Consider the following 12399-nt stretch of genomic DNA (forward strand, 5'->3'; position numbering starts at 1 on the left):
TTTTAATAGTAGTTGTTTTTTACACAAGGAAATAGTTATGAACATTTTTTATGATAAAGATTGTGATCTATCAATCATCCAAGGCAAAAAAGTTGCGATTATCGGCTATGGCTCACAAGGTCACGCCCACGCATTAAACCTAAAAGACAGTGGTGTTGATGTCACCGTAGGGCTTCGTAAAGATTCATCATCTTGGAAAAAAGCAGAAAATGCCGGTCTAAAAGTGGCTGAAGTAGAAGAAGCCGTCAAGCAAGCTGACTTAGTCATGATTTTGACCCCTGATGAATTCCAAAAACAACTCTACAATGACGTGATTGAGCCAAACATCAAACAAGGCGCCACGCTTGCATTTGCCCATGGCTTCTCAATCCATTACAACCAAGTGGTACCACGCAAAGACCTAGATGTCATCATGATTGCGCCAAAAGCACCGGGTCATACCGTGCGTAACGAATTTGCCACAGGCGGCGGTATTCCTGACTTAATCGCCGTTTACCAAGATGCGTCTGGTCAAGCCAAACAAGTGGCGTTATCTTACGCGATGGGCATCGGCGGCGGTCGTTCAGGTATCATCGAGACAACGTTTAAAGACGAAACTGAAACTGACCTATTTGGTGAGCAAGCGGTACTGTGTGGTGGTGCGGTTGAGCTGGTCAAAATGGGCTTTGAAACCTTGGTTGAAGCAGGTTATGCCCCAGAAATGGCTTACTTTGAATGTCTGCACGAATTAAAATTGATTGTAGACTTGATGTACCAAGGCGGTATTGCTGATATGAACTACTCAATCAGTAACAACGCAGAATACGGTGAATACGTAACAGGTCTAGAAGTTATTAACGACCAATCACGTGAAGCGATGCGTAATGCCCTAAAACGTATTCAATCAGGCGAATATGCAAAAATGTTTATCGCTGAAGGTATGTCAAATTATCCATCAATGACAGCGCGCCGCCGTCAAACCGCTGAGCACGAAATCGAAAAAACAGGTGCCAAACTTCGCGGTATGATGCCTTGGATTACCTCAAGCAAAATCATCGACAAAGAGAAAAACTAGTTCTTCACCCCGTTAGTTTTGCCGATGGCATCATGCCCAATTGGTAAAAACAATAAAATGACAATAACCCTGCGCTGTGTAAAGTTACATAGACAGGGTTTTTTAGTATAAAATAATGGGCATCGATATAAAGTTTATGAGATTTGTTTTGAATATAGCGTCTGTTTGGCAGTTGTCCACTGCAACTTTGTTACACACTTTTAGCGGCATAAGTTCTTTGCCTGCATTGGCAAATCCTTTGAATCACCTGATGGGGGATAGCTATACGTTAAATTGGCAAGCAATTTATCTGGTCGGTACGCTAATTGTCGCGCTACTGATTGCGTATGAATCCATTGTTTTGAAGAAAAACTTAGGAAAACTGCCGAAATCGACGTTATTTAGCGTGAGCTCCATATTAGAAACTGTGTGGCTCATGGTATCTGTCGTAGCCATATATTATGGCGGATTTAGTAGCATTGCCAAAGTCGTGCCATTTGCCTATATTTTGTATAGCATATTTGGTTGGATTTATGGGTTTTATCTACTTAAAGATCAGGCGGGCGATATTAAAGATGTCGATGACATGAGTATGCCCATCAAATACATGGACTACAGCCTATCATTTTCACTGGTGATTACTGTGACTAGTATTGCGATATTTATCAACATGTTGATGAACGGTGTAATCGCCTTTAATCTAGCTTAATAACGTCAATTTAAATCCCTTGTTAATTGTAACTTTGTGGTAAAAAATTCAAAAAATAGTAGGTGAAACGCTAAAACTAGGCTATACTGTCATTATTCGCTAAAATACACTTAACAAACTTTTGGCGATGACAATTTATAACACCCTGTATTTACCTAGGTAATTGCAAGCGTTATAGATAACATAGTTAATTTTTAATGTAGGATTTTTTATGTCAGATAAAGCTACTGGTACTGTAAAATGGTTCAATGAGAGCAAAGGCTTCGGCTTCATCGCTCAAGACAATGGCGGTCAAGACGTTTTTGCTCATTACAGTGCAATCCAAGGTTCAGGTTTTAAAACACTTAAAGAAGGTCAACGTGTGAGCTTCGTATTGAGCCAAGGTCAAAAAGGCCCACAAGCCGAACAAATTGAAGCACAATAATAATAACTACAAGCTTAATTGTTTGTTTATTAACTGCTTATCTTAATTAGCTTGCAATAAAGAAAAACAACCAGACGATAGGTTGTTTTTTTTATGCGCGTTTGTTTTGTGTTTAATGTTTATATCAAGCACAAGACATTGTATGTTGAATATTTAGTTAAAAAATTTCCCTAATTATTTTAGTTATGATATATTCGAAAAATTCAAGAATTTTTGATGTTTTCCAACCATTTTTTTATGACTTAAAATTCATAGGATTTTCTTGATTTGTTGGGTAAGTTATCGCAACATATATTATTAACGAAGATGATGGGTATTGTGAGTATTCACAGTATAAGTATTCTTTTTAGCTTGCTAAGTTGGCTCACCAAGCTTTAAGTTAAGAAGAATAGGATGTTTATTTTATCATGACTGGGGATACTTGGATTTATCCTCCTTTTTTAATTCATATAACAAACGAGGAACGTATGAAAGCATTAGTTGCTGTTAAACGTGTAGTTGACTATAACGTAAAAGTTCGTGTAAAAGCGGACAACACTGGTGTTGACTTAACCAATGTTAAAATGTCTATAAACCCATTTGATGAGATTGCTGTGGAAGAAGCTGTACGCCTAAAAGAAGCGGGCGTGGTCTCTGAAATTGTTGTTGTATCTATCGGACCTAAAGAAGCACAAGAACAAATCCGTGGTGCAATGGCACTGGGTGCAGATCGTGGTATTTTAGTTGAAACTACCGACACTGTGCATCCACTACAAGTGGCAAAAATTTTAAAAGCGATTGCACAAGCTGAAGCGCCTGACATCATTTTACTAGGCAAACAAGCGATTGATTATGACAACAACCAAACAGGTCAAATGCTAGCGGCATTGATGGATGTGGGTCAAGCAACCTTTGCATCACAAATAAAAGTCGACGGTAGCAGTGTCACCGTAACACGTGAAGTCGATGGCGGCTTACAAACCGTTCAGTTATCATTGCCCGCGGTCATCACTACTGACTTACGGTTAAATGAACCACGTTATGCCAAACTGCCTAACATCATGAAAGCGAAGAAAAAACCATTAGAAGAGAAAAAACCAGAAGATTATGGTGTTTCTACCGCTACTAACATTCAAATCGTAAAAGTAACGCCACCTGCAGAGCGTAAAGCGGGTGTTAAAGTTAAATCGGTTGACGAGTTAGTCGATAAATTAAGAAACGAAGCTAAAGTTATCTAATCATTTAACTACCTTCAATTTAATTCGTCATTTAACGATAGCGATTATCAAATATTAAGGAAAATCTCATGGCAATTTTAGTATATGCAGAACATGATAATAAAGAGCTGAAAAAAGCAACACTCAACACCGTAACGGCAGCAAGCAAAATCGGTGGCGATATCGTTGTATTAGTTGCAGGTCTTGGCTGTGAAGCCGTGGCAGAACAAGCCGCTAAAGTAGCAGGTGTTTCAAAGGTGCTTTGCGCAAGTAACGCTGCTTTTGAACATCAGTTGGCTGAAAACGTCGCTAAACTCGTCGTATCGCTTGCAGGTGATTATAGCCATATCGTTGTGCCAGCGACAACAACAGGTAAAAACTTCTTACCACGCGTTGCCGCTTTGTTAGACGTAAATATGCTAACTGATGTAACCGCTGTGATTGATGCAGAGACATTTGAGCGTCCAATCTACGCAGGCAATGCCGTTGCAACTGTTAAAGATACTGAAAGCAAAAAAGTCATCACAGTTCGTACCACCGCATTTGATGCAGCCGCAGCAGAAGGCGGCGCAGCCAGCATAGAACAAGTAAGTGCAGGCGAAGATACGGGCAAATCAAAATTTGTCGGTGAAGAGCTGGCAAAATCTGATCGTCCAGAATTAACTGCTGCAGAAATTGTTGTGTCAGGTGGCCGTGCATTAGCCAGCGGTGAAAACTTTACCAAATATATTGAGCCACTCGCTGATAAACTAGGCGCTGCGATGGGTGCATCACGTGCCGCAGTTGACGCAGGTTATGTGCCAAACGACCTACAAGTGGGTCAAACGGGTAAAATTGTCGCGCCAAACCTATATATCGCCGCAGGTATCTCAGGTGCCATTCAGCATTTGGCAGGTATGAAAGATTCAAAAGTTATCGTTGCTATCAACAATGACCCAGAAGCGCCTATCTCTCAAGTGGCTGATTATTTCCTAGAAGGTGATATTTTTACAGTCTTGCCAGAACTAACTAGCAAATTGTAATTGCCGCTATCATAAGCTACCAAGCGATAAATATATAGGCGATAAATATAAAAAAACCTCATGCTCTTTGAGGTTTTTTTATTTGCTATTTACGCGCTAAGCAGTGACTTAATTGTCGCTAAAAGTATATTGATTGTTGTATAGCGACTAGGTAATATAATAAAAATTATGGGATTTTATTGATAGCAAATTTTTTGGGAATAAATTGTGAAAATGGATTTAAAAAAATTCCGTACAGAGATGCAGCAGCGGCTTAGCGAGCAGCAACTAGACGATGTAAAAGTACGTCCCTTTATCTGTTCAGGGTCGCCCCTTAATTGCAAAATCATGATGGTCGGCTACAATCCTGCTCGCGAAGTTAATTTAGACGTGTTCGATGCCGATATTTGGAATGATGACATGGGGTTTGACCGTGAATCGTTTGCTGAGCATTATGACATCGCTAGTTACAATGATGATTTACAGTGGAATCGCAACCATATATTTCAGCAAAATTTGATTGATGAAATCTCAAATCATCCTGTGATTGAAACTTATCTTTATAGTGTTATCACCGCCAAAAAGACTTTACTAAGCCCCCAGCATAAACATACCCATGTATTTGATTGGCTATATAGTATTTTAAAACCTGTCTTAGTCATTACCCAAAATATTGATGTAATTAAATATTTTGAACGAGAAGCCAATAAAACTCTCGTGAGAAATACTTTTAATGCCATTATTTATCGCGATTTACACTGTGTGATTTTGCCCATTAGTCATTTATCCAAAAAATGGAATGACACCGAAATGTATCATTTGAAAGCAGAAATTGATGAGCTGTTTAATTTAATTGATGTATAGACAATTATTTGTCATTGACAAATGAATAGCGCAATAAAAAAAGCTTAATAGTATTATCTATTAAGCTTTTATGGTTAAAGTCTAGCGGTAAAGTTACAACCACCCTGCCTTTTTAAAGCGATAGTAAAGCGTGAAACAAATGGTCAAAATAAATGCCAACAAAATATAGTAGGCATAATGCATTTTTAGTTCAGGCATATTGTCAAAGTTCATCCCATAAATCCCTGCCACGGCGGTTGGAACCGCGAGTATACCTGCCCAAGCGGCAAGTTTTCGTACCACCTCATTCTGACCCATATTCACCACTGCCATGTAAGTATCCATGGCAACACTGAGCATTTCGTTGAGTCCATTGACCGCATCGAGCGCACGCAGTAGATGGTCATTGACGTCGCGAAAATACGGTTTGGCTTGGCTAGGAAAACTTGGAATCAAATCAGTCTTTTTATGATTGATAAAAAAATTACAGATATCTTGTACGGGCAAGATGACAGCGCGCATATGTACGAGCTGTGATTTTAATTCATACAAATTGCGTAGTGTGTGCTTGTTAAAGTTTTCAGAGAAAATTTCCCGTTCTTGCTCACGCAAATAACGCCCTAATTTTTCAGTGATAGGTAAATAGTTATCGACGATAAAGTCTAGGATGGCGTGCAGCACAAAGATGGGTCCAAGGCGCAATTTTTCTGGTCGGCGATGACAAAAATCTCGCACACTTTGGTAGCTATGAGAGGCACCTTGACGAATAGTGATGATATATTGCTTGCCCATAAAGATGGCCGTAGTGCCATAACGAATGGTATTTTCGGTCAATTTGGCGGTTCGTACCACCACGAACACACTATCATTACCATAGCTTTCAACTTTGGCGCGTTGATGTTCAGCAAAAGCATCTTCGATGGCAAGTTCGTGCAAGTCAAATGCCTCTTGAACTTCTCGAATGGTTTCGATACTTGGGTCATGCAGTCCTACCCAAACAAATACGTTGTTGTTGGATAATTCGCGGCGCACATCATCAAGCTCAATCTCGCCGATTTTTTCCCCAGATTTACGAGAGTAGGCAAAGCAGTTGGCAATCTCATTTTTCCCTTTAAAGCGATCTTCGGTGATTTCAGCTTCAGGGTTGTACTCAGGGGGTGGTACATCGGTCGGTGCATAGACTTCGACAGTGCCGTCATCGTCATAATTTTCGCCATAGATATAACTATCATCACCGTGCAAATCGAGTTCTTCATCAGTGATTTCATCATACATGACATCAGCGTTGGCAAGGGTAAAAGAATCCGTCGACATATCATGTGGCGGATTAAGTGTTGAGGCTAACGGCAGAGTGACGTGCTGGGTCGTCTGAGTGGGGTGCTCTAATAAATCGTCGCTGCGTTCAGATAAATTTTTGTTTTGGTGGGGTGGCGTCATAACCAAAAACCTCGCTATCACGATTTGAAAGAGTTGTATCAGATCGAATAAATGTGTCCAGTCGTTATCAAAGTACTCAAAAGGTAGCAACCACAAAACAGCAAGTAAACATCAAAGTAGGCAAATGTGCCTGTGTGTTCTTGCTATTTTGTAATTCTCAGTGATTTTTAAACGAATAAAAAAAGAAGTCATGCATTGACAATGCAATCATACGGCTAAAATTAGATGGATAATGATAACAGTGAAAAATGACAATCTCAAGATAATTATACGTGACAGACCGCTAAAACCTAGTTGAATCTAGTTAACCATGGACTTAGCAACGGTCATTTTTTCAATATCGCCTTAAATAGCATACTGCTGCAGTGTCTCTATATCTACTAACTCTAAGAGGCTCTCATGGCATGCGGCAAGCTTTAGCGGCGGCGCAGCCCCCGCATCCAATGCTTCCACCCAGCGCAGGGCACACACGCACCAAAAATCATTGGGCTGCAGCCCTGGAAAACCAAATTCGGGTAAAGGCGTCACCAAATCATTGCCCTTGGCAACAGAAAATTCCAAGAATTCTCGGGTCATTTTGGCGCAAACCGTGTGTAAGCCGACGTCACCAGCGCCGGTATGACAAAAACCATTTCGATAATAACCTGTTAACGGGTCAAAACAGCAACTCGCTAGTGCGGTACCCAGCACATTGGTTTGGTTTAATTCAGCTTTTGGATGATAGGACATAGTGAGCTCTTTTAATGTTTTGATTGGGCTAGATGGATGATTGGCTAAAGTTGAGAGATAGATGTTGGTAGTTTTTCTAAAGCAGTACTCTGAGTTTTTTGCATAAAATCTCGCTGACAAAATTGCTCGAGTGCCGCTTTGTTTGCCTCAGTGACTGCCTTTTCAAACACCTCAGCCAAACGTAATTTTAAATACCCTAAGGCAATGCCAAAAAAGATTTGGCTTAACGCATCGCTTTGTGCATCGAGCTGTGGTGCATTGGGGAGTAAATTAGACAATAGACTGGTCGAGCGCTCAATAAATGGATGAGGGGTAGCACGTGATGGCTGAAAGCGCTCGGTAGCAAAGGCGCGAACAGTTTGGTTGATAATGCCGAGGCTCAGGCTCGTTAAAGCGGCAGATTTTTCATCAGCAAAAATTTGTGGCATCAGATGCGCCAAAATCACACTGCTTTCTGTGATGAGTAATTGATTATCGGTGAGCAGGGCAGGTACTTGGCTAAAAGGGTTGACCGCTAATAATTCTTGTGGGTTTTCCCAAGGCATGACAAATATAAGCTCGGCATCGATTTGCTGGCGTAAGCAGGCGACCATCACGAGACGGGCGAAAGGGGAGGTGGTTGAGACAAAGAGTTTCATGAGTAAATTGGATTTCCCTAGAACGGTTGCATGGCTGTAAGTTTAAATAAATAAATTTTAATAAAATTTTATAGGATTTTAGCATAAAAAATTGGGCAATAAAAAAATGCCTAAGCCCAGTGAAGCTATGATACAATGAAAAGGAAAAGTGCCCTTATTTTATTCTTTGCTTATTTTATTTTTGTAAGTGCCCTTCTCATCGATTATTCTATGATTTTACATGGTAATTCATGGTCTATGTTTTCATATGGCCGCTTGTTGTCATGTCTAGTGATATATCATTTAATCATCCTTAGGATTTATTGTGTCAAATTTAGCATCAAATTCCACAAGTGTGGCAAATCAGTCTGCTTTTTATCTTAATACAAAAAATACTTGGCTATTACCCGATGGGGTTGTCGACTTACTATCGACCGAAGCGGTAAAGCAAGAAACCCTGCGTTATCAATTGACCCGTATTTTAATCAGCCATGGCTATGAATTTATTAGCCCGCCTATGATTGAATATACCGAAAGCTTGCTCGGCTATGCGTCTGAAGATGTTAAATTACAAACTTTTAAAATCATTGATCAGCTAACCGGTCGGCTCATGGGGGTACGCGCAGATATCACCCCACAAATTGCGCGGATTGATGCGCGTCTTCACAATAATCAAGATACTAGTAACCCATCAAAATCAATTTCCCGCTATTGTTATGCCGGGCATGTAATCTATACCATGCCAAAAGGCTTATTTGGTTCGCGCACCCCGCTACAGTTGGGCGCTGAGATTTTTGGTACCGACTCACTAGCCAGTGAAGTGGAACTATTAGATGTACTATTTACCTTGTTAGATAGCACGGATGTGATTGCACGCTCGCATATTGATATTGGTCATGTGGCGATTTTTCAGCAGCTTTGCCAGCTTGCGAGTGTACCTACGCATCTGCAAGAAAAACTCATTGAGCTCTATGCTAATAAAGCGTTACCTGAGCTGAAACTTTTGACCAGCAAAATGAGCCAGTTTGGCGAACTTGCCAACGATTTTTATGTGCTTGGCGAGGCAGGTAATGACTTACAAAAACTGAGCGAACGACTCTCAACTCAAGCCAAACACGATGCTATCATTGCCAAAGCCTTGTCTGATTTGACTTATCTGGTGAGCTATCTTGAAGATCACTGGGATGCCAATGTCAGTGTCGATGTCACAGGATTGGGATATCACTATCATACAGGCGTTGTCTTTAATGTGTACGTGGCAGATGAGTCATTGCCGCTGATTCGTGGTGGCCGCTTTAGCAATCATTTTCATCATGAAGTTGATAATACCGATGCCGTGCGTTCGGGCGTTGGCTTTAGCTGCGAGCTAAACCGTTGGCAAAATCATATCCAAGTACATGAGCAGCCTTTTACCGTGGTGCCTTATAGCCATGTACAAACTATTTTACATGTACCCAATCATCCTGATGCGCCAGCGCTCAAACAAGCGATTGACTCACTACGCCAAGAAGGGCATCGGGTGATGATTGCGCTGGATGAAACCGATGAGCCTGAGCAAACCACCCATCGCTTGCAAGTAGCGAATGGGGTTTGGTACTTAGAGCATTTGGCAGAAAATTAATTTTTAAACTGTTGTAAACTTGTTTTTAGCAATTACTTTGATAAAAGGTGACTTATCATGAAACATACGGGAAAAAACGTCGTTGTCCTTGGTAGCCAGTGGGGCGATGAAGGTAAAGGCAAAATCGTTGACTTATTGACTGAAAAAGCCAGTGCTGTGGCGCGCTATCAAGGCGGTCATAATGCCGGTCACACCTTAGTCGTTGGCGGTAAAAAAACCGTATTACATTTGATTCCATCGGGTATTCTACGTGAAGGGGTTACTTGCTATATCGGTAATGGCGTGGTGCTAGCCCCAGATGCGCTACTAAAAGAAATGCAGTCACTGGTTGAAGCAGGCGTGCCTGTGCGTGAGCGACTCCGTATTTCACCCAATTGCCCACTGATCATGCCACAGCATGTAGCGCTTGACCAAGCCCGTGAAATCAAACGCGGCAACAACAAAATTGGTACGACCGGTCGTGGTATTGGCCCTGCCTACGAAGATAAAGTAGCGCGCCGTGCGTTGCGTTTTGCTGACTTGTTGCGGGCTGACTTTGCCGATAAATTAAAAACTAACCTTGAGTTTCATAACTTTGCCTTGACCCAATACTATGGGGTGGACGCAGTCGATTTTGATGCGACCTTAAAGTTGGCAGAAGAATGGCGTGATGCGCTAAAAGACTTGGTGGCTGATGTGACAGGCGAGCTTGACAAGCTATGCAAAGAAGGCAAAAACTTAATGTTTGAAGGCGCGCAAGGTACATTGCTTGACGTTGACCACGGCACTTACCCCTTCGTTACCAGCTCAAACACCACCGCTGGCGGCGTGGCGACGGGTACCGGTCTTGGACCCTTGTACTTTGACTACGTATTGGGTATCACCAAAGCTTACACCACACGCGTGGGGGCGGGTCCCTTCCCAACTGAGCTATTTGATGATATCGGTGAGCACATCGGTACTGTCGGTCAAGAATTTGGTGCTACTACAGGCCGCGCCCGTCGTTGTGGTTGGTTTGATGCAGCGATTCTACGCCGTGCTGTGGTACTAAACTCACTATCTGGTATCTGCTTAACCAAGCTTGATGTATTAGATGACCTTGAACAGCTCAATATCTGCACGGGTTATGAGTTGCCAAGTGGTGAAGTTTGCGGCTCTAGCGATGCGGAGTTTTACGAGAATGTCAAACCCATCTACGAAACATTGCCAGGCTGGAAAACGAGCACTGTAGGTGTGACAGAGTATGACAAACTACCTGAAAATGCCAAAGCTTATATCAAGCGCATTGAGCAGCTTATCGAGTGTCCCGTTGACATTATCTCAACAGGTCCTGACCGTGCCGAAACCATCGTGCTACGCGACCCATACGATGCCTAACCCTCACTTATCAAAAAACCCGATGTGACATCGGGTTTTTTATTTTAGGGTAAAAAATGCTGAATGATAGCTTACTCGCCTTAGCTAATTTATTAACCTCTGCTTTAACTGCCATCACAGGCGTGGGCGGCGGCATGATACTCATTGGACTGATGCCATTTTTTGTGCCTGCTGCAGCGATTGTGCCAGTGCATGGTGTGACCCAGCTTGTCAGTAATGCCACTCGTGCTTGGTTTGGGCGCGATGCCTTAGACTTTACCTATTTTTGGCAATTTTTGGCGGGCTCATTGACGGGACTGTTGGTATTTGGCGTGTTAGTGCGCTTTATCCATTTAGAGCTTATTCCGTTATTTATCAGCATTTATATCTTACTAATAACTTGGTCAAGCACTTTTAACCGAGTGATTCGCCGTTTTGAAAGTTTCTTTTTGGTCGGATTTGCACAAACGGGCTTGGGCGTGTTTGTTGGCACACCGGGTCCACTCAATATCGCGATGCTCAATAAATATTATGATGATAACAATGTCGTCGTTACTACGGGCGCCTTGATGATGACAGTGGTGCATACCGCTAAGTTGCTAGTTTATGTGGCGATGGGATTTGTGTTTGCCGATTATTGGCAGTTGCTAGTGATGATGGTCATCATGGCAACCGTGGGCTCATGGCTTGGTACCCGACTGCGCCATAAAATCCGTTTAGACTGGCTAGAAAAAATCCTGCCTTATCTACTCACCCTCATAGCACTCAAATTGATTGTCGATATCGCCCGCCGCTATTTTTTTTGAACCGCTAATGCCAAAAAATCTCAGTGATGAGCGCCATGGCAATGATGATAAATATCAACCCACATAATCGATTAAGCCATATCAAGCGATTGCCCAATTGCAGCCAATCCGATAGTTTTTTGCCACTCATGGTATAAACCAGTTGCCACGTTATCTCAATCATGAAAAAACCCACCGTGAGCATGAGGTATTGCGGCAGTAAAGGCGAGGAAAAATTGATAAATTTGGGGAAAAATGCGGCAAAAAACAAAATCGCCTTGGGGTTGGACAACGACACCCAAACCCCTGTTTTAAACAGTTGCGCGGGGGTCGGTATCACCTGTAACTGGTCACTGTGCAATTCGCTGTCAGCTTGGCGCCAAGATTTTATCCCAAGATAGGCTAAATACAGCGCGCCAACGACTTTGATTACCGTCAGCAAAAAAGGCGCGTTGGTACTGATAAGCCCTAGCCCTAACAGTGACGTTGTCAGTAATATAAATAAACCCATGCTCAGCCCTGCTAACGTCCACAAGGTTTTTTTGATGCCATAATTGACACCAAATTGGAACGCTAACAGCATATTAGAGCCAGGTGCTGCCGAGATAAGGCAAGTACTGATTAAAAAAAATAAGAAATTTTGCAGGGTCATTAGAATTTTTAGTAAAT

The 12399-nt window shown here is 42.0% G+C and carries 13 protein-coding genes; 9 read left to right on the forward strand and 4 right to left on the reverse strand.

Features of this window, described 5'->3' with window-relative positions; all coding sequences use genetic code 11:
- The first annotated feature begins 37 nt into the window (after nt 1–37).
- The 6 genes from ilvC (at nt 38) to ACAM39_RS04880 (ending at nt 5227) form a co-directional block, all read left to right on the forward strand.
- Nucleotides 38–1054, forward strand: a complete 1017-nt coding sequence (ilvC, locus tag ACAM39_RS04855) for a ketol-acid reductoisomerase (protein WP_062330296.1) — start codon at nt 38–40, stop codon at nt 1052–1054.
- Nucleotides 1055–1202: 148 nt separating this feature from the next.
- Complete coding sequence (locus tag ACAM39_RS04860) at nt 1203–1742, forward strand: hypothetical protein (protein WP_369628419.1); 540 nt, start codon at nt 1203–1205, stop codon at nt 1740–1742.
- A gap of 211 nt (nt 1743–1953) precedes the next feature.
- Nucleotides 1954–2166, forward strand: coding sequence for a cold-shock protein (locus tag ACAM39_RS04865; protein ID WP_007116781.1), 213 nt, complete (start codon nt 1954–1956; stop codon nt 2164–2166).
- Nucleotides 2167–2633: 467 nt separating this feature from the next.
- On the forward strand, nt 2634–3383 hold the full coding sequence (locus ACAM39_RS04870) for an electron transfer flavoprotein subunit beta/FixA family protein (protein ID WP_369628420.1): 750 nt from the start codon (nt 2634–2636) through the stop codon (nt 3381–3383).
- 68 nt (nt 3384–3451) lie between these two features.
- Nucleotides 3452–4384 (forward strand): electron transfer flavoprotein subunit alpha/FixB family protein, encoded by a 933-nt coding sequence (locus tag ACAM39_RS04875; RefSeq protein ID WP_369628421.1) that lies wholly within the window; start codon nt 3452–3454, stop codon nt 4382–4384.
- A gap of 207 nt (nt 4385–4591) precedes the next feature.
- A complete protein-coding gene (locus tag ACAM39_RS04880; protein ID WP_369628422.1) occupies nt 4592–5227 on the forward strand; it encodes a hypothetical protein in 636 nt (211 codons plus the stop codon).
- Between the two features lie 93 nt (nt 5228–5320).
- On the opposite strand, the gene corA is transcribed toward ACAM39_RS04880, so the two are convergent.
- From corA to ACAM39_RS04895, 3 genes are all read right to left on the reverse strand, one after another.
- Nucleotides 5321–6481, reverse strand: a complete 1161-nt coding sequence (gene corA / locus ACAM39_RS04885) for a magnesium/cobalt transporter CorA (RefSeq protein ID WP_369628579.1) — start codon at nt 6479–6481, stop codon at nt 5321–5323.
- 507 nt (nt 6482–6988) lie between these two features.
- A complete protein-coding gene (locus ACAM39_RS04890) occupies nt 6989–7372 on the reverse strand; it encodes a DUF2237 family protein (protein ID WP_369628423.1) in 384 nt (127 codons plus the stop codon).
- 44 nt (nt 7373–7416) lie between these two features.
- A complete protein-coding gene (locus tag ACAM39_RS04895; RefSeq protein ID WP_369628424.1) occupies nt 7417–8010 on the reverse strand; it encodes a glutathione S-transferase N-terminal domain-containing protein in 594 nt (197 codons plus the stop codon).
- A 304-nt stretch (nt 8011–8314) separates the two neighbouring features.
- Between ACAM39_RS04895 and ACAM39_RS04900 the strand changes: the two genes are divergently transcribed.
- From ACAM39_RS04900 to ACAM39_RS04910, 3 genes are read left to right on the forward strand one after another with little or no spacing between them, the layout of a single operon-like run.
- Complete coding sequence (locus ACAM39_RS04900) at nt 8315–9610, forward strand: ATP phosphoribosyltransferase regulatory subunit (protein ID WP_369628425.1); 1296 nt, start codon at nt 8315–8317, stop codon at nt 9608–9610.
- 57 nt (nt 9611–9667) lie between these two features.
- Entirely contained in the window at nt 9668–10966 is a 1299-nt protein-coding gene (locus ACAM39_RS04905; protein ID WP_219331185.1) for an adenylosuccinate synthase, read from the forward strand.
- A gap of 56 nt (nt 10967–11022) precedes the next feature.
- Nucleotides 11023–11751, forward strand: a complete 729-nt coding sequence (locus ACAM39_RS04910) for a sulfite exporter TauE/SafE family protein (protein WP_369628426.1) — start codon at nt 11023–11025, stop codon at nt 11749–11751.
- 4 nt (nt 11752–11755) lie between these two features.
- On the opposite strand, the gene ACAM39_RS04915 is transcribed toward ACAM39_RS04910, so the two are convergent.
- Complete coding sequence (locus tag ACAM39_RS04915) at nt 11756–12382, reverse strand: LysE family translocator (RefSeq protein WP_369628427.1); 627 nt, start codon at nt 12380–12382, stop codon at nt 11756–11758.
- Nucleotides 12383–12399 lie beyond the last annotated feature (17 nt).

Origin of the sequence: Moraxella sp. K02 (assembly GCF_041154755.1) — a bacterium.
Classification (GTDB): domain Bacteria; phylum Pseudomonadota; class Gammaproteobacteria; order Pseudomonadales; family Moraxellaceae; genus Faucicola.